Genomic DNA, 22,455 nt, shown 5'->3' on the forward strand with positions numbered 1-22,455 from the left:
TGGACAACGCCCGCGCCCTGTGGCAAGCCCGCGCGCAACAGGAGTACGCCAGATGTCCAACCCCACAATCACCCGTTTCGCCCCGTCCCCCACTGGCTATATCCATGTGGGCAACCTGCGCACCGCGCTGATGAACTACCTCATCGCGCGCAAGGCGGGCGGCACTTTCATTCTGCGCATCGATGACACCGATCCCGAGCGCAGCAAGGAAGAATATATCGACGGCATCAAGCAAGACCTCGAATGGCTGGGTCTGGAGTGGGACCGGGTCGAGCGTCAGTCCGAGCGGCTGGATCGCTACCACGCCGCCGCCGATGACCTGCGCGAAAAGGGCCGTTTCTACGAGGCTTTCGAGACGCCGACAGAGCTGGACCTCAAGCGCAAGAAACAGCTCAACATGGGCAAGCCGCCGGTCTATGACCGCGCCGCGCTGAACCTGTCGGACGAAGAGAAAGCCGCCCTGCGGGCCGAACGTGGTGATGGTGTCTGGCGCTTCAAGCTCGATCACGCGCGGATCGAATGGGATGACGGTATCCTTGGCGATATCTCCATCGACGCGGCCTCGGTCAGTGACCCGGTGCTCATCCGCGGCGACGGGCAGATCCTTTATACATTGGCGAGCGTTGTGGACGACACTGAGATGGGCGTGACCCATGTGGTGCGCGGCTCGGACCATGTGACCAACACCGCCACGCAAATCCAGATCATGCAGGCGCTTGGCAATGCAGCGGTGCCCTCCTTCGCGCATCACTCGCTGCTGACCGGCCCGCAGGGCGAGGCGTTGAGCAAGCGTTTGGGCACATTGGCGCTGCGCGATCTGCGCGAGCAGGGGGTCCAGCCCTTCGCGCTTCTGAGCCTGATGGCGCGGCTCGGGTCCTCCGATCCGGTGGAACTGCGCACGGATATGACAGAGCTGATCGACGGTTTCGACATCAACCGCTTCGGCTCGGCCCCGACGAAATTCGACGTGGCCGACCTCTTCCCGCTGACTGGGCGCTACTTGCAGCAATTGCCGCTGGAAGCCGTGAAAGACGACATCACCGCCCTCGGCGTGCCCGAGGACAAGGCCGCGCAATTCTGGGCCGTGACGCGCGAGAATATCTCGACCCTGAAAGACCTCGGCCCCTGGTGGGCCATGTTCCGCGACGGGGCGGAGCCGGTGATCGCCGAGGAAGACCGCGAATTCGTGGCGCAGGCCATGCTGCTGCTGCCCGAAATGCCCTTCGATGAGACCACTTGGTCCAACTGGACCGCAGCGGTCAAGGAAGCCACGGGCCGCAAGGGGCGCGGGCTGTTCCGGCCTTTGCGTCTGGCGCTGACGGGGCAGGAGCATGGGCCGGAGATGGCGCAGGTGATGCCGCTGTTGCAGGTGGTGAAGGCGCGCGGCTGATTGGCGGGCTTGGGGGCTTGAGGCAGCCTCCCGGGGGCGCTGCCCCCGGACCCCCGAGGGTATTTGAGAAAGGATGAAGGAAGTTTTGGGGGGCGTGTTTTCGGCCCTTAGAAGTTCCTTGCGGCGAAGGTTGTTTCGGCGCGTTCTTTGATCTGCACTGACAGGCGATCCATGTGCTGGTCGACCACGGCGGTTTCGGCTTCCGTCAGTGTTTGGTGGCGCGGGTAGAGGGGGGCTGCGCGGTCGTCGAGGATGGGCGTGTCCCAACCGTCGGTCGTGTCGAAGAAACGTGCCGCGCCCTCGGTGCCGAATTCGCGCAGGAAGCCTTGGACCACCACATCGAGGTAGCTGAGCAGGATGACGTGATCGCCGTGGGTCACCGCGATGTCGGCGGGGATGGCGTAATGAGCGATGTCGGGGGCGGGGGTCAGGTCATGCACCACCGCGCCGCCTGAGGCGTGGCGTTCGTAGCTGTATTCGCGTTTGTCCAGCGCTGCCCAATCCGCGCCCGGCACGGCGGCGATCAGCCCGTCGATCCGGGTGGCGGGGTGCTGCACTACGGAAAGATAGACGATATCGCGGCCTTCGGTGCGGACCCATTGGCGGCGCCAACCGTCGAGCTGCGCCGTGCGGGCATCGGGGTAGCTATGGGTGTTGCGGTTCACGAGGCTGCCGTAGCCAAAGAAATAGGGGGTCATGCGGGGTGCTTTCCATCTGCCGTGTTGCCGGTAAGAAAACATGTGTCGCATCCGCTCACAAGCATGCTTGACGCGGAGGTATGCCCCAGCATACGAAAGGCCCAATCGTCACGGGAGAATCGGTTAACACCGATGCCGAAGGAGCAACCGCCCCGGAAACTCTCAGGCCCCAGGACCGTGATGTGACCAAGACTCTGGAGAGGGGCGCGGATGCGCACGCCGAAGGGATAACGATCTCAGGCGGAAGGACAGAGGGGGCATCAGGCGCAGCATTTGCGGCGCCAAGGTGCCGGCATGGTCAAAAGGTCATCCGGAAGCGACAGGAAAGGCGAACCGGATGAGCGATCTCAAGCAGACGGCATTGCATGATTTGCATGTGGAACTGGGGGCCAAGATGGTGCCCTTTGCGGGCTATTCCATGCCCGTGCAATACCCTCTTGGCGTGATGAAGGAACATCTGCACACCCGTGCCGCCGCCGGGTTGTTCGATGTGGGCCACATGGGGCAGGTCGTCGTTCGCGCGAAGTCTGGCAGCTATGAGGATGCGGCCTTGGCGATGGAGCGGCTTGTGCCGGTCGATGTGCTGGGCCTTGGTGAGATGCGCCAGCGCTATGCCATGTTTACCGATCCCAATGGCGGTATTCTGGATGACCTGATGTTGGCCAATCTGGGCGACCATCTGTTTGTCGTGGTGAATGCCGGGTGCAAGGATGATGACATCGCCTTGATGCGGGAGGCCCTGTCGGACAGTTGCGAGATCGAGGTGCTGGACGACCGCGCGCTGCTGGCGTTGCAGGGGCCGCAGGCCGAGGCTGCCTTGGCGCGGTTGCAGCCCTCGGTGGCGGATATGAAATTCATGGATGTGGCGCGGGACGTCGATCTTGATGGGATCACCGTCACCCTGTCGCGCTCGGGCTACACCGGGGAGGATGGCTACGAGATTTCCGTGGCGAATGGTGACGCGGTGGCGCTGGCGCAGAAGCTGTTGGCGATTGAGGAGGTCGAACCGATCGGCCTTGGGGCGCGGGACAGTCTGAGGCTGGAAGGCGGGCTTTGCCTTTACGGCCATGACATCGACACCACCACCACGCCGGTCGAGGCGGCGCTGAACTGGGCCATCCAGAAGGTGCGGCGCGAGGATGGCGACCGCGCAGGCGGCTTCCCGGGCGCGGGGGTGATCTTGCAACAACTGGCCGACGGCGCGCCGCGCAAGCGCGTGGGGTTGCTGCCCGAGGGGCGCGCGCCGATGCGCGAGGGGGTCGCCATTTATGATGCCGCCGAGGGTGGCAATGAGGTTGGCCGCGTGACCTCGGGCGGCTTTGGTCCGACGGTTGGCGGCCCGGTTGCCATGGGATATGTCAGCGCCGAGCATGCGAAGGTCGACACGCCGCTTTGGGGCGAGGTGCGCGGCAAGCGCTTGCCACTGACTGTCACGAAAATGCCGTTCGTTGCGGCGAACTTTAAACGCTGAATCTACACAGGGAACTCCATTATGAAATTTACCGAAGAGCATGAATGGCTGCGCGTCGAGGGTGACGAAGTGGTCGTGGGCATCACCACGCACGCCGCGGAGCAGTTGGGCGATGTCGTTTTCGTGGAACTGCCCGACGAAGGCACCACCGTCAGCAAGGATGACGAGGTCGTGGTCATCGAATCCGTGAAGGCGGCGTCGGACATCCTTGTGCCCATCGACGGTGAGATCACGGAAGTGAACGGCGCGCTGACCGACAACCCCAGCATGGTCAACGACGACCCGCAGGGCGAGGCGTGGTTCTTCAAGATGAAGGTCTCTGACGCCAGCCAGATGGACGACTTCATGGACGAAGCCGCCTATCAGAAATTCATCGGCTAAACCGCCGCGCGCGCCGGGGCTCCGGCGATGCTGATCACCTGCGTCGCCCCATGGGCGGCGCGCCACAAACAGGGGGCGCCCTGCCGCGCCGTGACGAGGAACCCGACATGAGCTTCAAGCCCACCGATTATCTGCCCTATGATTTCGCCAACCGGCGTCACATTGGCCCGTCCCCTTCCGAGATGTCGCAGATGCTCGACACCGTGGGCGCCGAAAGCCTTGATGCGCTGATCGACGACACGCTGCCCAAGGCGATCCGGGCGAAACAGCCGCTGGATTTCGGCAAGGCGATGAGCGAGCGTGAAGTGCTTGAGCACATGCGCCGCGTGGCGGGCAAGAACAAGGTGCTCACCAGCCTGATCGGCCAAGGCTACCATGGCACCGTCACGCCCCCGGCGATCCAGCGCAATATCCTCGAGAACCCGGCGTGGTACACCGCCTACACCCCCTATCAGCCCGAGATTTCGCAGGGCCGTCTCGAAGCGCTGCTGAACTTCCAGACCATGGTGAGCGACCTCACCGGGCTGGAGATCGCCAATGCCTCGCTGCTCGACGAGGCCACGGCCTGTGCCGAGGCAATGACCATGGCGCAGCGCAGTTCGAAATCGAAGGCCAAGGGTTTCTTCATCGACGTGAACTGCCACCCGCAGAACATCGCGGTGATGAAGACCCGCGCTGAGCCTCTGGGCATCGAGGTCATCGTCGGCGAACCCGAGGAGATGGAGGCCGAGAAGGTCTTTGGCGCAATCTTCCAGTATCCCGGCACCTATGGCCGTGTGCGCGACTTCACCGACCACATGGCGGCGCTGCACGAGGTCAAGGCCGTGGGCATCGTCACCGCCGACCCGCTGTCGCTGACCCTGCTGAAAGAACCGGGCGCCATGGGCGCCGACATCGCCGTGGGCAGCACCCAGCGGTTCGGCGTGCCCGAGGGCTACGGCGGCCCGCATGCCGCCTATATGGCTTGTAAGGATTCCATGAAGCGTGCCATGCCCGGCCGGATCGTCGGTGTCTCCATCGACGCCCATGGCAACCGCGCCTACCGTCTTTCCTTGCAGACCCGCGAGCAGCACATCCGGCGTGAGAAGGCCACGTCGAACGTCTGCACCGCGCAGGCGCTGCTGGCCGTCATGGCCTCGATGTATGCCGTGTTCCACGGGCCGGAAGGCTTGAAAGCCATCGCGCAGCGCATCCACCGCAAGACCGTGCGTCTGGCCAAGGGGCTGGAGGCCGCGGGCTTCGACGTGCAGCCCGATGCCTATTTCGACACGATCACCGTCGAGGTTGGCCCGCTGCAGGCCGCGGTGATGAAATCCGCCGTGGACGAGGGCATTAACCTGCGCCGCGTGGGCGAGACCCGCGTCGGCATCACGTTTGACGAGCGCACCCGCCCTGACACGATCGAGGCGGTCTGGCGCGCCTTCGGCATCCGTCAGGCGGATGACGACTTCACGCCCGAGTACCGTCTGCCCGAGGGTCTGCTGCGGACAAGCGATTACCTCACGCACCCGATCTTCCACATGAACCGGGCCGAGACCGAGATGATGCGCTACATGCGTCGTCTCGCGGACCGTGATCTGGCGCTCGACCGGGCGATGATTCCGCTCGGCTCCTGCACCATGAAACTGAACTCGGCTGCCGAGATGATGCCGGTGACATGGCGCGAGTTCTCGCTCATCCACCCCTTCGTGCCCGCCGATCAGGCGCTTGGCTACCGCGAGATGATCGACGATCTCTCGGACAAACTCTGCGAAATCACCGGCTATGACGCGATTTCCATGCAGCCGAACTCCGGCGCGCAGGGCGAATACGCAGGTCTTCTGACCATCGCTGCCTATCACCGCGCCAAGGGCGAGGGGCACCGCAACATCTGCCTCATCCCGATGAGTGCGCATGGCACCAACCCGGCCTCGGCCCAGATGGTCGGCTGGAAGGTGGTGGTGATCAAGACCGCCTCTAACGGTGACATCGACCTCGATGATTTCCGCGCCAAGGCCGAGCAGCACAGCGAGAACCTCGCCGGCTGCATGATCACCTATCCCTCGACCCATGGTGTGTTCGAGGAGACCGTGCATGAGGTGACCAAGATCACCCATGACCACGGCGGGCAGGTCTATATCGACGGGGCCAACATGAACGCCATGGTGGGCCTGTCCCGCCCCGGCGATCTGGGCGGTGACGTCAGCCACCTGAACCTACACAAGACCTTCTGCATCCCGCATGGCGGCGGCGGCCCCGGCATGGGACCCATTGGCGTCAAGTCGCATCTGATCGCGCATCTGCCGGGCCACCCGAACGAGGAAGGCGCCGCTGTGTCCGCCGCACCCTACGGTTCGCCCTCGCTGCTGCCGATTTCCTGGTCCTACTGCCTGATGATGGGCGGGGACGGTCTGACGCAGGCGACCCGGGCGGCGATCCTCAACGCCAACTACATCGCCAAGCGGCTCGAAGGGGCTTACGACGTGCTCTACAAAGGCCCCTCTGGCCGGGTGGCGCATGAATGCATCATCGACGTGCGCCCCTATGAGGAAACGGCGGGCATCACCAACGAAGATGTTGCCAAGCGCCTCGTCGATTGCGGCTTCCACGCGCCGACCATGTCTTGGCCGGTGGCGGGCACGCTGATGGTGGAGCCGACGGAGTCCGAGACCAAGGCTGAACTGGACCGTTTCTGCGATGCCATGCTGGCGATCCGCGAGGAGATCCGCGAGATTGAGGAGGGCCGCATGGACCGCGCCAACAACCCGCTCAAGAACGCGCCGCACACGGTGGAGGATTTGGTGGTGGAATGGGGCGACCGGCCCTACAGCCGTGAGCAGGGCTGCTTCCCGCCCGGTGCCTTCCGCGTCGACAAATACTGGCCGCCGGTCAACCGCGTCGACAACGTGCATGGCGACCGCAACCTGATCTGCACCTGCCCGCCGCTGGAGGACTACGCCGAAGCGGCGGAGTAAGGTTCAGACCCAGACAACACCTAAGGGCGCGGGATCATTCCTGCGCCCTTAGCATATCCGCGGGCCGGGCGTTCAGCGCCTTCAGCGCAAAGCCCAGACCAGCCAGCACCGTGGCCAAGACGCCGCCCGTGATGATCAGCAGCGCATTGGGCCAGACCACGGCGAAATCAGTCTCCATAACAAAATGGCTCACTGCCCAGCCACCGGTGATCCCGGCCAGCAGCGCCACCGTCCCGGCAAAGAGACCGAGCAGCGCGGCGCGAAGCACAAAGCTGGTGGCGATGGCGCGGCGCGAGGCCCCCATGGTTTTCAGCAGCGCCGCCTCATAGCTGCGCGCGCCGGTGCCTGCGGCGGCGGCCCCGATCAGCACCATGAACCCCGTCGCCAGCGTGGCCAAGGCGCCAAAGGAAATGGCAGAGGCGAGCCCAGCCAGCACCGCGGCGACCCGGTCGATCGCATCGCGCACGCGGATGGCGGTGATGTTGGGGTATTCGCTGGCAAGATCGCGCAGGATCGCGGCCTCCGCCTCGGGTTCGGCATAGACGGTCGAGATGAAACTATGCGGCGCGCCTGCAAGGGCGGCGGGGTTCATCGTCAGCACGAAACCGATCCCGGCGGTCGAGAAATCGACCTCGCGAAAGCTGGTGATCGTGCCGGTGATGTCGCGGCCAAGGATGTTGACGCTGAGCGTGTCGCCCAGCTCCAGCCCGATCTCTTCGGCCTCTTCGGCGGCAAAGCTGATCTGCGGATCGCCACTGTAATCCTGCGCCCACCATTCCCCCGCAGTGATCCGCGTGTCTTCGCCCGGCTGCGCGGCATAGGTCACCCCGCGGTCGCCGCGCACGACCCAGTGATCGCCCGCGACCTCACGCGCGGGGCGTCCGTTGATCTGGGTGATCACGCCGCGCAGCATCGGGGCGCTTTCGATGCGCGACACGGCCGGATCGCCCTCAAGCCGCGCGGTATAGCCGGGCATCTGGTCTTTCTGAATATCGACGAAAAAGTAGGAGGGTGCGACGTCGGGCAGGTTGCCGGAAATCGCGCGGCGCAGGTTGCCGTCGATCTGACCCACGGCAGCCAGCACCGAGAGGCCGAGGCCAAGCGCCAGCACCACCGCCGTCGCCCCTTCGCCGGGGCCGCCGATGGCCGCCAGCGCCCACCGCAGGCGCGGATGGCCCCGCGCCCGGCGGGCCGTCGCACGGGCCAGCAGACGCAAGAGCGCCGCCGCCAGCGCGAGCACGGCGAGCGTCGCGGCCAATCCGCCCAGTGTCCAAAGCGTGAGCGACCACGAGCCGTTGAACCAACCCGCCAGCGCAAGCAGAGCGGCCAGCAGCAGCGCCATCGCGACGAGGTAGGGCGCGGCGGGCCAAGGTGATTGCCGTTGCCAATCGTCGCGGAACAGGGTCGCGGCGCGGACATCAGCGCTGCGCGCGAGCGGCCAGAGGGTGAAGAGAGCGGCGGTTAGCAGCCCGTAGAGTGCGGCCTCAATCAGTGGGGCGGGGTAGATGGTGAAACGCGCGGGCAGGGGCAGACTTGCTTCGATCAGCGGCGACAGCAGCAGCGGCAGGCCTGCGCCGATCAGCAGACCAAGAGCGACGCCAGCCATGGCCAGAATGCCGACTTGTATGAAATAGGTCTGAAAGATCGTCGCTCTCGACGCCCCCATGGCGCGGAAAGTGGCGATGACGGCGGTCTTGCGTTGCAGATAGGCCCGCACCGCTGCCGCCACGCCGACCCCGCCGACGGCAAGGCCCGAGAGCCCGACGAGCACCAGAAAGGCGCTCAGGCGTTCGACGAAACGCGCCACGCCTGGCGCGCCGTTGCGCGCGTCGGTCCAGCGCATCCCGGCATCGGCAAAACGCGCTTTGGCCTCGTCTTCGAGCGAGGCGAGGGCGGTGCCCTGGGGCAATTCGAGACGGTATTTGCTATTGAAAAGCGTGCCGGGGGCAAGCAGGCCTGAGCCTTCGAGCGCCGCGCGTTTGACCAGTGTGCGGGGCCCAAGGGAAAAGCCGCTGGCGGCGGAATCCGGTTCGCGTTTGATCAGCGCGGTCAGGGTGAACTCCGCCTCGCCAAGTGCGAAAGTGTCACCGGGGGAGAGGGCCAGCCGATCCGCCAGTGCCCGTTCCATCACCGCGCCGGGCAGGGCGGTGGCCTCGGGCGAAAGGGCATCTTCCAACGGCAGGGCGGGGTCCAAGACCATCTCGCCGATCAGCGGATAGAGGTCATCGACCGCCTTGACCTGCGTGAGCGCGCGTTCTGAGGTCTCGCCCGCGCCGGTGACGGCCATGGAACGGAACTCGACAATCTCGGAGACGCGCGTGGCGCGTTCGGCCATCCAGTCGCGCTCTTCGGGGGTGGCGAAACGGTAGGTGAAATCCAGCTCGGCATCGCCGCCAAGAAGGGCCGCGCCCTCGGCCTCCAACCCGGCTTCGATCGCCGCGCGGACAGTCCCGACAGCGGCCAGCGCGGCCACGCCAAGCGCAAGACAGGCCAGCAGCAGGCGAAAGCCGCGCAGGCCGCCGCGCATTTCCCGACGGGCGAAACGGGCGGCAAGGCGCAGGCTCATGCGAGGCGCCCGTCGCGGAGTTCCACCACCCGGTCGCAGCGCTGCGCCAGATCATCGGCGTGGGTGACCAACACCAGCGTCGCGCCATGGCGGTCGCGCAGTTCAAACAACAGGTCCATGATCGCGGCCCCATTGCGGCTGTCGAGACTGCCCGTCGGCTCATCCGCCAAGAGGATCGCGGGGCGGGGTGCTGCGGCGCGCGCGAGTGCCACGCGCTGTTGCTCGCCGCCCGACATCTGCGCGGGGTACTGGTTGATCCGGTGGCCCAGCCCCACGGCCTCAAGCTCGGCCCGGGCGCGGTCAAAGGCGTCATCGGCGCCGGAAAGCTCCAGCGGGGTGGCGACATTCTCAAGCGCGGTCATGGTGGGGATGAGGTGGAAAGACTGAAAAACAATCCCCATGCGCCCCTGCCGGAACTGTGCCAACCCGTCTTCGCGCAGCGCGCTCAGGTCATGGCCGAGGGCGGTGACCTTGCCGCCGGTGGCGCGCTCCAGCCCGCCCATGACCATCAGGAGCGAGGATTTGCCCGACCCGGAAGCGCCGGTCAGCGCGATGCTCTCCCCTTGCTGGACCTGCAACGAAATGCCGCGCAGAATATCGACGGGGCCGGCATTGCCCTTGAGGCTCAGCGTGACATCTTGAAGGTCATAGACAGGGTCGCTCATCGGGTCGCCTTTGGCTTGGGATACGTGATGGATATGGAGGTCCGCGAAGGATGCGCAAGGTATTGATCTGTTTTGCCTTTATTTTAGGCAGCGCGGCGCGGGCCGAGGAGGTGGTGATCGCCGCCCTCGGCGACAGCCTGACCCAAGGCTACGGGCTGCCCGCCGAGGAGGGGTTCGTGCCGCAATTGCAAGGCTGGCTGGATGCCGAGGGGGTCGAGGCCAAGATCCTCAACGCGGGCGTGTCGGGCGATACCACCGCTGGCGGGCTGGCGCGGGTCGACTGGACCCTGACGCCCGAGGTGGACGCGATGATCGTGACGCTGGGGGGCAACGACCTGCTGCGCGGGCTGGACCCGGCGCAGGCGCGCGGCAACATGGACGGCATCCTTTCGGCTGCAAAGAAGGCGGAGGTTGAGGTGCTCTTGGTCGGCATGAGCGCGCCGGGCAACTACGGGGCGGGCTATAAGGCAGAGTTCGAAGGGCTCTACCCCGATCTGGCCGAGGCTTACGGCACGCTGTTCTACCCGGACTTCTTTACCGGCCTGCTGGCCGAGGAAAAGAAAGCCGCCAGCGCGCGGAGCGAGACGGTGCAGCGCTATTTCCAAGGCGACGGCATCCACCCCAATGCCGAAGGCGTGGCCCTGATTGTGGAAGACATCGGCCCGGCGGTAGCCGAGCTGGCAGCGCGGGCTGCTGACAGCCGCTAACAAAAAACGGACGCCGCAGCGTCCGTTTCGATCATCATGATGTGGCCCGTTCAGGCCAGTGCGATGTTGCTCGCGCTTTCGCGGCCATCGCGGCCCGCTTCGACGTCAAAAGTGACCTTTTGGTTGTCGGCAAGCCCGGTCAGCCCGGCGCGTTCCACGGCGGAAATATGGACAAAGATGTCTTTGCCGCCCGCATCCGGTGCGATGAAGCCGTAGCCTTTTGTCGTGTTGAACCATTTTACGGTGCCAGTAGCCATGCCCCGTGTCTCCCTTTCTTTGATCTGCCCGCAACATGCGGCAGCGCGGCTCGGTCGAATTCGTGATCGCTGGAGCCTTAGGGCAGCCGGGTCGAAAAGTCTTCGCGTCGCAGTTGTGATATTGGAATCTCTATTTTTAAAATCAAGGATTTTTACGGGGCGAGGGGCCGCAAGCAAGGAAGCGCCCATGAAATATAACCTGCCTGTTACAAAACTGGCAGGCATCTCGGGATTTTTCGGAAGGCGCGTTTTTCAAAAATTTACCAGTTGATAAAAAAATGATTCCATGAGAGCGTTTTCAAAACACCAAGAAAACGACAGGGATTTTGATATGGCACGAGATGTGTTTGAGCCGGGGATCGTTCCGGGGCGGTTAGAACCGCAGAGCTATGCCGAGGGGTTTTCGGATCTTCATCCGCCCTTGGATGAACATGAGGCGCTGGTCGCGGCGGACCGCTGTTACTTTTGCCACGACGCGCCCTGCATGACGGCCTGTCCGACCGACATCGACATTCCGCTGTTCATTCGGCAGATCGCCACTGGCACGCCCGATGCGGCGGCCAAGACGATCCTGAGCCAGAACATCCTCGGCGGCATGTGCGCCCGGGTCTGCCCAACAGAGACGCTTTGCGAAGAGGTTTGTGTGCGCGAGGTGGCCGAGGGCAAGCCGGTGTTGATCGGCCAGTTGCAGCGCTATGCGACGGATCATTTGATGGCGCAGGGCGTGCATCCCTTCGAGCGGGCCGCAGCCACGGGCAAGCGCATCGCAGTGGTGGGCGCGGGGCCGGCGGGTCTGTCCTGCGCGCACCGTCTGGCGATGCTGGGCCATGATGTTGAGATCATCGACGCGCGGCCCAAGCCCGGCGGGCTGAACGAATATGGCATCGCGGCCTATAAGACCCCGAACGGCTTCGCGCAGGCCGAGGTGGATTGGCTGATGCAGATCGGCGGGATCACCTTCCGGCATGAGGTTGCCGTGGGCCGGGATGTCACTCTCGATGAACTGAAGGCCGATTACGACGCGGTTTTCCTCGGGATGGGGCTGGTCGGCGTTAATGCCCTTGGGGCCGAGGGCGAGGATAAGGCAGGGGTTGCCAATGCGGTCGATTTCATCGCCGAACTGCGGCAGGCCAGCGATATCTCCGGCGTGCCGATTGGCCGCGATGTGGTGGTGATCGGCGGCGGGATGACGGCGGTGGACGCGGCGGTGCAGGCGAAACTGCTGGGCGCGCTCAATGTGACGCTGGTCTATCGCCGCGGGCGCGACCGGATGAACGCAAGTGTGTTTGAGCAAGACCTCGCCGCCTCCAAGGGCGTGCGGATCGTGACCCATGCGGTGCCGATTGCCGTGCATGGCAACGGGTCGGTGCGCGAGATCGAGTTCGAATATGTCGATGAAGCGATGAAGGGCACCGGCCAAACCCTGCGCCTGCAAGCGGATCAGGTGTTCAAGGCCATCGGTCAGACGCTGTTGGGCGAGGGCCTGCCCGAACTCGACGGGCGCAAGATCAAGGTCGACGGCACCGGACGTACCAGTCTGGAAGGCGTTTGGGCCGGGGGCGATTGCGCCAGCGGTGGTGATGACCTCACTGTGACCGCCGTGGCCGAGGGCCGCGATGCGGCGATGGACATTCACACCACATTGATGGGGGCGGCGGGCTGAGGCCGCGCCGAGAGGGAGACATAACATGGCTGATCTGAGAAGCGACTTCATCGGGATCAAATCCCCCAATCCGTTCTGGCTGGCCTCCGCCCCGCCGACGGACAAGGAATACAATGTGCGCCGCGCCTATGAGGCGGGCTGGGGCGGGGTGGTATGGAAGACCCTCGGCTCCGAAGGGCCGCCGGTGGTCAACGTCAACGGCCCACGCTACGGCGCGATCTGGGGCGCGGATCGGCGGCTGTTGGGGCTCAACAACATCGAGTTGATCACCGACCGCCCGCTAGAGGTGAACCTGCGCGAGATGAAGTCGGTGAAGCGCGACTACCCCGACCGCGCGCTCATCGCCTCGATCATGGTGCCTTGTGAGGAGGAGGCGTGGAAAGCCATTCTGCCGCATGTGGAGGAGACCGGCGCCGACGGGATCGAGCTGAACTTCGGCTGCCCGCATGGCATGGCCGAGCGGGGCATGGGCTCTGCCGTGGGGCAGGTGCCGGAATACATCGAGATGGTCACCCGCTGGTGCAAGATGTACACCCGCATGCCGGTGATCGTGAAGCTGACGCCGAACATTACCAACGTGGTTTACCCTGCCGAGGCCGCCAAGCGCGGCGGCGCGGATGCGGTGAGCCTGATCAACACGATCAACTCGATCACCTCGGTCGATCTCGACCTCTTCGCGCCTGAGCCCACGATCGACGGCAAGGGCACCCACGGCGGCTATTGCGGCCCGGCGGTCAAACCCATCGCGCTCAACATGGTGGCCGAGATCGCCCGCAACCCCGAGACCCACGGTCTGCCGATCAGCGGCATCGGCGGCGTCACCACATGGCGCGACGCGGCGGAGTTTCTCGCCCTTGGCGCGGGCAATGTGCAGGTCTGTACGGCGGCGATGACCTATGGCTTCAAGGTTGTCCAAGAGATGATCTCGGGCCTGTCGGAATATATGGACGAGAAGGGGCTGACCTCGGTCGACCAACTGGTGGGGCGCGCGGTGCCGAATGTCACTGACTGGAACCAGTTGAACCTGAACTACGTCGCCAAGGCGAAGATCGACCAAGACCTGTGCATCTCCTGTGGGCGTTGCTTTGCGGCTTGCGAGGACACCAGCCACCAAGCCATCGCCATGTCCGAAGACCGCACCTTTACCGTGATCGAAGAGGAATGCGTCGCCTGCAACCTCTGCGTCAATGTCTGTCCGGTCGAAGACTGCATCTCGATGGAGGAACTGGCAGCGGGCACCACCGACCTGCGCACGGGCAAGACGGTGACGCCGGACTATGCCAATTGGACCACGCACCCCAATAACCCCTCCGTCCACGCGGTCGAACCGGCGGAGTAAGACAAGTGCCACCGCGCCCCGGGTTCAGGACTTTCTGCGGGGCGGGGTGGCGGTATCGGCAGCGGGGGGCGGTATCTCTGACATCTCCCGCCGCGCCACGATCAGCGCCATTGCCGCATCCCGGGCCATCTCTTCGCGGGTGACGGGCGGTGCGCCCGCTGGTTCATCGGACGCTTTCGGATTTGCGCCCTTCGCATCCCGCGCAGCCCCTGCGCCCTTTATATCGCCTACATTCATCACTGCCCCTTTACCTTGGAAGGAGCCCGCACCCGCCAGTCAGACTGGGTGTCATGTGTTAACGGGGGATTAAACGCTGGGCGCCACTGGCCGTTATGGTTAACCGTTTGGCGTTGGCGCGGGCTGGTCCAAAAGCGCGCCGAACATCGCCTGAAGATGGGCCTGCGCGCGGGGGCGGGGGTCGGTCTCGGGACCGAGCAGGATCTGCGCCTGCGCCTCGAAATCCGCGTAGTGCTGGGTCGTCGCCCAGATTGAGAAGATCAGGTGCTGCGGGTCCAGCGCGGGCAGTTTTCCCGCCGCCACCCAGCCCGCGATCACGGCGCATTTCTCATCGAACAGGGGTTTGAGATGGCTATGCAATTCCGGCTCGATCCGCGGGGCACCTTGCAGGATTTCATTGGCAAAAAGGCGGCTCTCGCGCGGCAATTCGCGCGACATGGTCAACTTGCGTTCGACATAGTCCAAAATCTCGCGCCGGGGGTCGCCGTCGGGGTCTAGCTCCACCAACGGGTCGAGCCATGTTTCCATCAGTTGCGACAGCAAAGTGACATGAATGTCTTCTTTGCCATTGAAGTAATAGAGAATATTCGGTTTGCTCAGCCCAGCTTCGGCGGCGATCTGATCCAGCGTGGCGCCCCGGTAGCCGTGTTTGGAAAAGACTTCGAGCGCGGCATCCAGAATCACCCGGCGGTTGCGCTGCTGGATGCGGCTGGGTTTCTTGGCGGTGCTTTCGGGCAAGGCAATGATCCTTGGTGCTGCTAAAAAAGGCGTTTGCCGGATCGGCGGCGGGTTGTTTCAAACCAGTTCTTGACAGAGCCTAACCTAATCGCAATCGTGGATTTACCAAATGGTAAAAAAACAACACGGCCCAAGCCGATGACAGAGGAGTGACCTATGCCCGCGCCCGGAGAGAACCTCAAGATTGATCCCGACCGTCTGTGGGATTCCTTGATGGAAATGGCCAAGATCGGCCCCGGCGTGGCGGGGGGCAACAACCGCCAGACGCTGACGGACGAAGACGCCGAGGGCCGCGCGCTGTTCCAAAAGTGGTGCGAAGCGGCGGGCTGTACCATGGGGCTCGACCAGATGGGCAATATGTTCGCCCAGCGGGAGGGCACCGACCCCGATGCGCTGCCGGTCTATGTAGGCAGCCACCTCGACACCCAGCCGACGGGCGGGAAATACGATGGCATCCTTGGCGTGCTCGGCGGGTTGGAGATCATCCGCACGATGAACGATCTGGGCATCAAGACCAAACACCCGATCGTTGTGACCAACTTCACCAACGAAGAAGGCACCCGTTACGCCCCCGCGATGCTGTCGTCGGGGGTTTTTGCTGGCATCCACACCCAAGACTGGGCTTATGCGCGCACCGATGCTGAGGGCAAAAGCTTTGGCGACGAATTGCAGCGCATCGGCTGGAAGGGCGACGAGGAAGTCGGCGCGCGCAAGATGCATGCCTTCTTCGAGTTGCACATTGAACAGGGCCCGATCCTCGAGGCCGAGGGCAAGGACATCGGCGTCGTGACCCACGGGCAGGGGCTGAGCTGGACGCAGGTGACGATCACCGGCAAGGACAGCCACACAGGCTCCACCCCCATGCCGATGCGCCGGGACGCGGGGCTGGGCATGGCGCGGGTATTGGAGAAGGTGAACGAGATCGCGCTCAGCCACGCGCCCCATGCGGTCGGCGCGGCGGGCCATATCGAGGTCTATCCGAACTCGCGCAATGTGATCCCCGGCAAGACGGTCTTTACCGTCGATTTCCGGTCGCCCGAACTGTCGGTCATCGAGGATATGGAGGCCCGTCTGCGCGAAGAGGGTCAAAAGATCGCCGACGATATGGATGTGCAGATCGAATTTGAAAAGGTCGGCGGCTTTGATCCCGTGGCCTTTGACGAGGGTTGCGTGACGGCTGTGCGCAACGCTGCCGAACGGCTGGGCTACAGCCATATGAACCTGATCTCTGGCGCGGGCCATGATGCCTGCTGGATCAACCGCGTGGCCCCCACGGCGATGGTGATGTGCCCCTGCGTCGATGGTCTGAGCCATAACGAGGCCGAGGAGATCACCAAGGATTGGGCCAAGGCGGGGGCGGATGTGCTGCTCCATGCGGTGCTGGAGACAGCGGAAATAGAGGGCTGAACACTCGGGCGGAGGTCGGGGGTGCTGCCCCGGCCCCCCGATGTAAACAGCCAGAAAGATGGGGAGAGAAAGATGAGCAAGGTAATCAAGGGTGGCATGGTCTGCACGGCGGACCGGACGTGGAAGGCCGACGTGCTGATCGAGGGAGAGAAGATCAAGCGCATCGGCGAGGACCTCACGGGTGACGAATACATCGACGCGGAAGGCGCCTATGTGATCCCCGGCGGGATCGATCCGCATACGCATCTGGAGATGCCCTTCATGGGCACCACTGCGGCAGAGACTTTTGAGTCCGGCACATGGGCCGCGGCGGTGGGCGGCACCACGATGGTGGTCGACTTCTGCCTGCCCGGCGCCGATGGCAGTATCAAGAACGCGATCAACGAATGGCACCGCAAGTCGGCGCCGCAGATTTGTTCGGACATCGGCTATCACATGGCCGTCACCGGCTGGGACGAGACCGTCTTTAACGAGATGAAGGACGCGGTCGACATGGGGGTGAACAGCTTCAAGCACTTCATGGCCTACAAAGGCGCCTTGATGATCGAGGACGACGAGATGTTCGCCTCCTTCAAGCGCTGTGCCGAGTTAGGCGCGCTGCCGATGGTCCATGCCGAGAACGGCGATCTGGTGGCGGAGTTGCAGCAGAAATATTTCGATCAAGGCATCACCGGGCCGGAGGGCCACGCCTATTCCCGCCCGCCCGAGCTTGAGGGCGAGGCCGCGAACCGCGCCATCACCATCGCCGACACGGCGGGCGTGCCGCTTTATATCGTGCATGTCTCTTGCGAACAGACCCACGAGGCGATCCGGCGTGCGCGGCAAAAGGGGATGCGGGTTTATGGCGAGCCGTTGATCCAGTTCCTGACGCTGGACGAGTCTGAGTATTTCAACAAGGATTGGGACCATGCCGCGCGCCGCGTCATGTCGCCGCCCTTCCGCTCGAAGGACCATCAGGACAGCCTTTGGGCCGGCCTGCAATCGGGCAGCCTACAGGTGGTGGCGACCGACCACGCCGCCTTCTCGACCGAGCAGAAACGCGCGGGCCGCGATGATTTCCGGATCATTCCCAACGGCTCGAACGGGCTGGAGGAGCGTCTGGCGGTGCTCTGGACCGAAGGGGTGGAGACGGGCCGCCTGACACCAAACGAGTTCGTCGCCGCGACCTCGACCAATATCGCCAAGATCCTCAACATCTACCCGCAGAAGGGCGCGATCGTTGAAGGGGCGGACGCCGATATCGTGGTATGGGATCCGAAGATCACCAAGACGATCAGCCCCGCGAACCACCATTCGGTGCTGGATTACAACGTCTTCGAGGGCTTCGAGGTCAAGGCGCAGAGCCGCTATACCCTGAGCCGCGGCGAGGTGATTTGGGCCTGGGGTCAGAACAGCCAGCCGCAGCCCGGCCGGGGCCGTTTCGTGCCGCGCCCGGCCTTCCCGAGCGCCAATGTCGCCCTCAGCAAATGGAAGGAACTCAACAGCCCCAAGATGATCAAGCGCGACCCGCTGAACATCCCGGCGGGGATCTGAGCCATGTAGAGCCGCCACGACAACCAGGTAAAGTGCCGCGCTAAAAGCGGCCGACCAACAGGGAAGTAAAATACGTGAATGACAGCCAGAGCGTGATCAGCGCCAGCAATCTTGACCTGACCTTTCAAACCAATGACGGGCCGGTCCATGCGTTGAAAGACGTGAACCTCGAGATCCACAAAGGGGATTTCGTCAGCTTCATCGGCCCCTCGGGCTGCGGCAAGACGACCTTTCTGAGGGTCATGGCCGACCTTGAGCAGCCCACGGGCGGCAGCGTGACCATCAACGGCGTCTCGCCCGAGGAGGCGCGTAAATCGCGGGCCTATGGCTATGTTTTCCAGGCGGCGGGACTGTATCCGTGGCGCACCATCGGCGGCAACATCCGCTTGCCGCTGGAGATCATGGGCGTGCCCCGGGCCGAGCAGGCCGAGCGGGTGAAACGGGTGCTCGACCTCGTGGAGCTATCGGGGTTCGAGAAGAAGTTTCCCTGGCAATTGTCGGGCGGGATGCAGCAGCGCGCCTCCATCGCGCGGGCGCTGTCCTTCGATGCCGACATCCTGCTGATGGACGAACCCTTCGGCGCGCTCGACGAGATCGTGCGTGACCACCTCAACGAGCAGCTCTTGAAGCTCTGGGCGCGCACCGAAAAGACCATTGCCTTCGTCACCCATTCGATCCCCGAGGCGGTGTATCTTTCCACCAAGATCGTGGTGATGAGCCCGCGCCCTGGACGGATCGCCGACGTGATCGAAAGTCCGCTGCCGCGCGAACGGCCTTTGGAGATTCGCGAGACGCCGGAATTCCTCGAGATCGCACACCGGGTGCGCGAGGGGCTGCGCGCCGGGCATGGGGACGATTGATGCGTAACATTATCCCCGTTCTCACGGTCGTGGGTCTGTTGATCGTCGTCTGGTATGGCGCGGCTGTCGCGCTCAACGCGCAATGGGCGCGGGATGTGGCGGCACGGGCCGACAAAACGCTGACATTCTCGGAATTGGTGGCCGACACCTGGTCGCAGGAGAAACCGAAACTTCCCGCGCCGCATCAGGTCGGCGCGGAACTGTGGAAGACCACGGTGGAGAAGAAGGTCACCTCGAAACGCTCGCTGATTTATCACACATGGGTCACCTTCAGCGCGACCTTTTTGGGCTTCGTCATGGGCACCGCGCTCGGCACGCTTCTCGCCGTCGGCATCGTGTTCAACCGCACGATGGACATGAGCGTGATGCCTTGGGTGATCGCCAGCCAGACGATTCCGATCCTCGCCATCGCACCGATGATCATCGTGGTCTTGAATGCCGTGGGCCTGTCGGGCCTGCTGCCCAAGGCGATCATCAGCATGTATCTGTCGTTCTTCCCGGTGGTCGTGGGCATGGTGAAGGGGCTGCGCAGCCCCGACCAGATGCAGCTTGACCAGATGCGGACATGGAACGCGAGCGGCTGGCAGACCTTCTGGAAACTGCGGCTGCCGTCCTCGATGCCCTATTTCTTCACCTCGCTGAAGGTCGGCGTCGCGGCCTCGCTGGTGGGGGCCATCGTGGGCGAGATGCCGACGGGGGCTGTCGCGGGCCTCGGCGCGCGCTTGCTGGCGGGCAGCTACTACGGCCAGACCGTTCAGATCTGGAGCGCGCTTCTGATGGCGGCGGCGCTTGCGGCGGCCATGGTGGGGCTTATCGGGTTGGTGCAGCGGCTGACCTTGAAACGGATGGGGATGGCATGATGGGCTGGGTTCTTTTTGCCATCGTCGCATGGGTCGCGGGCCTGTCGCTCAACGTCTGGCTGGCGCGGCAGCGGCCCTCGCGGGGGGCGTCACTGGCGGCACCGCTGGTCTTCGGAGTCACGCTCATTGCCGTTTGGGAAGGCGTGGTGCGCGGGTTCGAGATTAACCAAGTGCTTCTGCCCGCGCCTTCGGTGATCGCGGCGCGCATGGCCACGTCGCTCGATATCCTGTGGATCGACTTTGTGCAGACCGTCATCAAGGGGGCGCTGAGCGGCTACATCATCGGCTGCGGCGCGGCCTTCCTGACGGCGCTGGCGATTGACCGCTTTCCCTTCTTGCAACGCGGCCTTTTGCCGGTGGGCAACTTCGTGGCCGCGCTGCCGATCATCGGCATGGCGCCGATCATGGTGATGTGGTTCGGCTTCGGCTGGCAGTCCAAGGCGGCGATTGTCGTGGTCATGGTGTTCTTCCCGATGCTGGTGAACACGGTGCAGGGGCTGCAGGCCAGCGACGCGATGCAGCGCGACCTGATGCGCACCTATGCGGCGGGTTACTGGCGCACGCTTCTGAAGCTGCGGCTGCCCGCGGCGATGCCCTTTGTCTTCAACGGGTTGAAGATCGGCACCACCCTTGCCCTCATTGGCGCCATCGTTGCTGAATTCTTCGGCTCTCCGGTGCTGGGGATGGGCTTTCGCATCTCCACCTCGGTGGGTCAGCTTGCGCTTGATCTGGTCTGGGCCGAGATTGTTGTCGCGGCAATAGCCGGATCGGCGTTCTATGGTATCATGGCCCTTATCGAAGGACGGGTGACCTTCTGGCACCCCAGCCAAAGGAACTAGAGACGACCAACCAACAGGGAGATAAAAATGAAAACCATCACGAAGATCGCTGCCGGGGCGGCCTTGGCCCTCTGGGGGGGCGTGGCGCAGGCCGCCGACGACCTGACGCTACAACTCAAATGGGTCACGCAGGCCCAGTTCGCGGGCTATTACGTGGCCAAGGACAAGGGGTTCTACGAAGAAGAGGGGCTGGATGTCACGATCAAGCCCGGCGGGCCGGATATCGCGCCGGTGCAGGTGCTTTTGGGCGGTGGGGCCGACGTGATGGTGGACTGGTTGCCTTCGGCGCTGGCTGCGCGCGAGAAGGGTGCGCCGATCGTGAACATCGCACAGCCTTTCGCGAAATCCGGCCTGATGCTGACCTGCCTCAAGGAACATGGCATCGAAAGCCCCGAGGATTTCCCCGGCAACACGCTGGGCACATGGTTCTTCGGCAATGAGATCCCGCTAATGAGTTGGATGGGCAAGCTGGGCTATCCCACCGATGGCTCCGACGGTGGGGTGACGATCCAGAAGATCAACTTCAACGTCGACCCCTTGCTGCAAAAGCAGGTCGAATGCGCCACCACCATGACCTACAACGAATATTGGCAGGTGATTGACGCAGGGCTGACGCCCGAGGATCTGGTGGTCTTCAAATATGAGGATGAGGGCATCTCCACGCTGGAGGACGGTCTTTATACCACCGAGGAGAACCTCGAAGACCCCGAGATGGTCGACAAGCTGGCGCGTTTCGTCCGGGCCTCCATGAAAGGCTGGAAATACGCCGAGGAGAACGTCGAAGAAGCCGCTGAGATCGTGCTGGAAAATGACCAGACCGGCGCCCAGACCGAGAAGCACCAGACCCGCATGATGGGCGAGATCGCCAAGCTGACCGAGGGCAGCGACGGGCGGCTGGACGAGGCGGCCTTTGATCGCAGTGCGGCGATCACCATGGAAGGTGGCATGATCACCAAGGCGCCTGAGGGCGCTTGGACACATGATGTGACGGATAAGGCGCTTCAATAAGCTTTGGCGTATATGATGAGGGGAGGGGCCGGCGCTGCGCTGGCCCTTTTTCTTGGTGGGAAGGGTCAGCGCCTGCACGCGGGTCGGCGATACGACGGAGCCTCGTGCCACTTTATGGTTCAGCCGTGATGCGCCTTCGCAATGGCGCACCCGAATTCACTAAATCGCCTACCCGTCCGGGCGGGCAGGCGATGGCCCGGCGCCTGCGGCTTGATTCCGGGCTGGGTGTTGTCGAAAGGGGCCTTAGAGCACCGTGACCTTTGTCCCAATCGGCACCCGCTGGTACAGGTCGATCACATGCTCGTTCAGCATCCGGATACAGCCGTTCGACACGGACCGCCCGATGGAGTTCGGCTGCGTGGTGCCGTGGATGCGGAAATAAGTGTCCCGCCCGTTCTGGAACAGGTAGAGCGCCCGCGCGCCCAAGGGGTTGCCGGGGCCGCCGGGCTGGGCGTCGGTGTTGCCGATGAAACGTTTGTAGGCCTGCGGATCGCGTTCGATCATCTCATTGGTTGGCCGCCACGTGGGCCATTCCTTTTTCACGTCGATGGTCGCGGTGCCGGTGAACTCCAGCCCCGCTTTGCCGACGCCCACGCCATAACGCATCGCTTGGCCCGGCGACGTCACGAAATAGAGGTAATGGCTCCGCGGCAGGATCAGCAATTGCCCGGGCGCATATTGCGCCTTGACCGGGACCATCTGCGGGGCGGGGTCATAGGCGGCGGTGCGCGCCTGCGCCATCAAGGGAAGGGCGGCTGCGGCCACGGTGCTGGTCAAAAAGGTACGGCGGCGCATGGCAGGCTCCATCAAAATAATGCGTTTCGCCCGCATTTTGCCATGGGAGGCCATTTTAGCAAGGCTGGACATAAAAAAACCGACCTG

The 22,455-nt window shown here is 63.9% G+C and carries 20 protein-coding genes and 1 riboswitch; of the genes, 13 read left to right on the forward strand and 7 right to left on the reverse strand.

Going from position 1 to position 22,455, the window contains the following annotated elements; translation table 11 throughout:
• The first annotated feature begins 52 nt into the window (after positions 1–52).
• Positions 53–1,390 (forward strand): glutamate--tRNA ligase, encoded by a 1,338-nt coding sequence (gene gltX / locus ACGYLO_RS07620; RefSeq protein ID WP_271688959.1) that lies wholly within the window; start codon positions 53–55, stop codon positions 1,388–1,390.
• 107 nt (positions 1,391–1,497) lie between these two features.
• Here gltX and ACGYLO_RS07625 read toward each other — a convergent pair whose 3' ends face one another.
• On the reverse strand, positions 1,498–2,088 hold the full coding sequence (locus ACGYLO_RS07625; RefSeq protein WP_271688960.1) for a gamma-glutamylcyclotransferase family protein: 591 nt from the start codon (positions 2,086–2,088) through the stop codon (positions 1,498–1,500).
• 101 nt (positions 2,089–2,189) lie between these two features.
• Positions 2,190–2,276, forward strand: a riboswitch (glycine riboswitch).
• 149 nt (positions 2,277–2,425) lie between these two features.
• On the opposite strand from ACGYLO_RS07625, the gene gcvT reads away from it, so the two are divergent.
• The 3 genes from gcvT to gcvP all read left to right on the forward strand — a co-directional run bounded on the left by gcvT (position 2,426) and on the right by gcvP (position 6,894).
• Complete coding sequence (gcvT, locus tag ACGYLO_RS07630) at positions 2,426–3,559, forward strand: glycine cleavage system aminomethyltransferase GcvT (RefSeq protein WP_271688962.1); 1,134 nt, start codon at positions 2,426–2,428, stop codon at positions 3,557–3,559.
• 21 nt (positions 3,560–3,580) lie between these two features.
• Positions 3,581–3,940, forward strand: a complete 360-nt coding sequence (gene gcvH, locus ACGYLO_RS07635; RefSeq protein ID WP_271688963.1) for a glycine cleavage system protein GcvH — start codon at positions 3,581–3,583, stop codon at positions 3,938–3,940.
• Between the two features lie 107 nt (positions 3,941–4,047).
• Entirely contained in the window at positions 4,048–6,894 is a 2,847-nt protein-coding gene (gene gcvP, locus ACGYLO_RS07640; protein ID WP_271688964.1) for an aminomethyl-transferring glycine dehydrogenase, read from the forward strand.
• A 34-nt stretch (positions 6,895–6,928) separates the two neighbouring features.
• On the opposite strand, the gene ACGYLO_RS07645 is transcribed toward gcvP, so the two are convergent.
• Both ACGYLO_RS07645 and ACGYLO_RS07650 read right to left on the reverse strand, forming a co-directional pair.
• A complete protein-coding gene (locus tag ACGYLO_RS07645) occupies positions 6,929–9,460 on the reverse strand; it encodes an ABC transporter permease (RefSeq protein WP_271688965.1) in 2,532 nt (843 codons plus the stop codon).
• Complete coding sequence (locus tag ACGYLO_RS07650) at positions 9,457–10,125, reverse strand: ABC transporter ATP-binding protein (protein WP_271688966.1); 669 nt, start codon at positions 10,123–10,125, stop codon at positions 9,457–9,459. Before ACGYLO_RS07650 ends, ACGYLO_RS07645 begins: the two co-directional genes overlap by 4 nt.
• Positions 10,126–10,175: 50 nt before the next feature.
• Between ACGYLO_RS07650 and ACGYLO_RS07655 the strand changes: the two genes are divergently transcribed.
• Positions 10,176–10,832, forward strand: a complete 657-nt coding sequence (locus tag ACGYLO_RS07655) for an arylesterase (RefSeq protein WP_271688967.1) — start codon at positions 10,176–10,178, stop codon at positions 10,830–10,832.
• A gap of 50 nt (positions 10,833–10,882) precedes the next feature.
• On the opposite strand, the gene ACGYLO_RS07660 is transcribed toward ACGYLO_RS07655, so the two are convergent.
• Positions 10,883–11,089, reverse strand: coding sequence for a cold-shock protein (locus ACGYLO_RS07660; protein WP_209217039.1), 207 nt, complete (start codon positions 11,087–11,089; stop codon positions 10,883–10,885).
• Between the two features lie 331 nt (positions 11,090–11,420).
• Between ACGYLO_RS07660 and ACGYLO_RS07665 the strand changes: the two genes are divergently transcribed.
• Entirely contained in the window at positions 11,421–12,752 is a 1,332-nt protein-coding gene (locus ACGYLO_RS07665) for an NAD(P)-dependent oxidoreductase (RefSeq protein WP_271688968.1), read from the forward strand.
• A gap of 25 nt (positions 12,753–12,777) precedes the next feature.
• On the forward strand, positions 12,778–14,091 hold the full coding sequence (gene preA, locus ACGYLO_RS07670; RefSeq protein WP_271688969.1) for an NAD-dependent dihydropyrimidine dehydrogenase subunit PreA: 1,314 nt from the start codon (positions 12,778–12,780) through the stop codon (positions 14,089–14,091).
• A gap of 24 nt (positions 14,092–14,115) precedes the next feature.
• Here the strand turns inward: preA and ACGYLO_RS07675 are convergent, their stop codons facing one another.
• Positions 14,116–14,328 carry a hypothetical protein gene (locus tag ACGYLO_RS07675; RefSeq protein ID WP_271688970.1) on the reverse strand — a complete coding sequence of 71 codons (213 nt, stop codon included), beginning with the start codon at positions 14,326–14,328 and terminating at the stop codon, positions 14,116–14,118.
• Between the two features lie 99 nt (positions 14,329–14,427).
• Positions 14,428–15,066, reverse strand: a complete 639-nt coding sequence (locus ACGYLO_RS07680; protein WP_271688972.1) for a TetR family transcriptional regulator C-terminal domain-containing protein — start codon at positions 15,064–15,066, stop codon at positions 14,428–14,430.
• A gap of 156 nt (positions 15,067–15,222) precedes the next feature.
• Here ACGYLO_RS07680 and ACGYLO_RS07685 point away from each other — a divergent pair, with 156 nt between their 5' ends.
• The 6 genes from ACGYLO_RS07685 to ACGYLO_RS07710 all read left to right on the forward strand — a co-directional run bounded on the left by ACGYLO_RS07685 (position 15,223) and on the right by ACGYLO_RS07710 (position 21,573).
• Positions 15,223–16,473 carry a Zn-dependent hydrolase gene (locus tag ACGYLO_RS07685; protein WP_271688973.1) on the forward strand — a complete coding sequence of 417 codons (1,251 nt, stop codon included), beginning with the start codon at positions 15,223–15,225 and terminating at the stop codon, positions 16,471–16,473.
• A 72-nt stretch (positions 16,474–16,545) separates the two neighbouring features.
• Positions 16,546–18,006: a dihydropyrimidinase gene (gene hydA / locus ACGYLO_RS07690; protein WP_271688974.1), complete on the forward strand. Its 1,461-nt coding sequence runs from the start codon at positions 16,546–16,548 to the stop codon at positions 18,004–18,006.
• Positions 18,007–18,080: 74 nt separating this feature from the next.
• The gene (locus ACGYLO_RS07695; RefSeq protein WP_209217046.1) at positions 18,081–18,866 is read left to right on the forward strand and encodes an ABC transporter ATP-binding protein; all 786 of its coding nucleotides are present in this window, start codon (positions 18,081–18,083) and stop codon (positions 18,864–18,866) included.
• Positions 18,866–19,726 (forward strand): ABC transporter permease, encoded by an 861-nt coding sequence (locus tag ACGYLO_RS07700; RefSeq protein WP_209217047.1) that lies wholly within the window; start codon positions 18,866–18,868, stop codon positions 19,724–19,726. Before ACGYLO_RS07695 ends, ACGYLO_RS07700 begins: the two co-directional genes overlap by 1 nt.
• The gene (locus ACGYLO_RS07705; RefSeq protein ID WP_271689920.1) at positions 19,726–20,565 is read left to right on the forward strand and encodes an ABC transporter permease; all 840 of its coding nucleotides are present in this window, start codon (positions 19,726–19,728) and stop codon (positions 20,563–20,565) included. Before ACGYLO_RS07700 ends, ACGYLO_RS07705 begins: the two co-directional genes overlap by 1 nt.
• Positions 20,566–20,592: 27 nt before the next feature.
• A complete protein-coding gene (locus ACGYLO_RS07710; protein WP_271688977.1) occupies positions 20,593–21,573 on the forward strand; it encodes an ABC transporter substrate-binding protein in 981 nt (326 codons plus the stop codon).
• 243 nt (positions 21,574–21,816) lie between these two features.
• On the opposite strand, the gene ACGYLO_RS07715 is transcribed toward ACGYLO_RS07710, so the two are convergent.
• A complete protein-coding gene (locus ACGYLO_RS07715) occupies positions 21,817–22,368 on the reverse strand; it encodes a L,D-transpeptidase (protein ID WP_067265327.1) in 552 nt (183 codons plus the stop codon).
• Positions 22,369–22,455: the final 87 nt, after the last annotated feature.

It is taken from the genome of Sulfitobacter sp. 1A13353, assembly GCF_043557255.1.
Taxonomy (GTDB): Bacteria; Pseudomonadota; Alphaproteobacteria; order Rhodobacterales; family Rhodobacteraceae; genus Sulfitobacter; species Sulfitobacter faviae.

What these genes read in the sequence shown, in the direction of transcription:
- gltX (WP_271688959.1), top strand. Translation starts at nt 53, where the DNA reads ATGTCCAACCCCACAATCACCCGTTTCGCCCCGTCCCCCACTGGCTAT.
- ACGYLO_RS07625 (WP_271688960.1), bottom strand. Translation starts at nt 2,088, where the DNA reads ATGACCCCCTATTTCTTTGGCTACGGCAGCCTCGTGAACCGCAACACC.
- gcvT (WP_271688962.1), top strand. Translation starts at nt 2,426, where the DNA reads ATGAGCGATCTCAAGCAGACGGCATTGCATGATTTGCATGTGGAACTG.
- gcvH (WP_271688963.1), top strand. Translation starts at nt 3,581, where the DNA reads ATGAAATTTACCGAAGAGCATGAATGGCTGCGCGTCGAGGGTGACGAA.
- gcvP (WP_271688964.1), top strand. Translation starts at nt 4,048, where the DNA reads ATGAGCTTCAAGCCCACCGATTATCTGCCCTATGATTTCGCCAACCGG.
- ACGYLO_RS07645 (WP_271688965.1), bottom strand. Translation starts at nt 9,460, where the DNA reads ATGAGCCTGCGCCTTGCCGCCCGTTTCGCCCGTCGGGAAATGCGCGGC.
- ACGYLO_RS07650 (WP_271688966.1), bottom strand. Translation starts at nt 10,125, where the DNA reads ATGAGCGACCCTGTCTATGACCTTCAAGATGTCACGCTGAGCCTCAAG.
- ACGYLO_RS07655 (WP_271688967.1), top strand. Translation starts at nt 10,176, where the DNA reads ATGCGCAAGGTATTGATCTGTTTTGCCTTTATTTTAGGCAGCGCGGCG.
- ACGYLO_RS07660 (WP_209217039.1), bottom strand. Translation starts at nt 11,089, where the DNA reads ATGGCTACTGGCACCGTAAAATGGTTCAACACGACAAAAGGCTACGGC.
- ACGYLO_RS07665 (WP_271688968.1), top strand. Translation starts at nt 11,421, where the DNA reads ATGGCACGAGATGTGTTTGAGCCGGGGATCGTTCCGGGGCGGTTAGAA.
- preA (WP_271688969.1), top strand. Translation starts at nt 12,778, where the DNA reads ATGGCTGATCTGAGAAGCGACTTCATCGGGATCAAATCCCCCAATCCG.
- ACGYLO_RS07675 (WP_271688970.1), bottom strand. Translation starts at nt 14,328, where the DNA reads ATGAATGTAGGCGATATAAAGGGCGCAGGGGCTGCGCGGGATGCGAAG.
- ACGYLO_RS07685 (WP_271688973.1), top strand. Translation starts at nt 15,223, where the DNA reads ATGCCCGCGCCCGGAGAGAACCTCAAGATTGATCCCGACCGTCTGTGG.
- hydA (WP_271688974.1), top strand. Translation starts at nt 16,546, where the DNA reads ATGAGCAAGGTAATCAAGGGTGGCATGGTCTGCACGGCGGACCGGACG.
- ACGYLO_RS07700 (WP_209217047.1), top strand. Translation starts at nt 18,866, where the DNA reads ATGCGTAACATTATCCCCGTTCTCACGGTCGTGGGTCTGTTGATCGTC.
- ACGYLO_RS07705 (WP_271689920.1), top strand. Translation starts at nt 19,726, where the DNA reads ATGGGCTGGGTTCTTTTTGCCATCGTCGCATGGGTCGCGGGCCTGTCG.
- ACGYLO_RS07710 (WP_271688977.1), top strand. Translation starts at nt 20,593, where the DNA reads ATGAAAACCATCACGAAGATCGCTGCCGGGGCGGCCTTGGCCCTCTGG.
- ACGYLO_RS07715 (WP_067265327.1), bottom strand. Translation starts at nt 22,368, where the DNA reads ATGCGCCGCCGTACCTTTTTGACCAGCACCGTGGCCGCAGCCGCCCTT.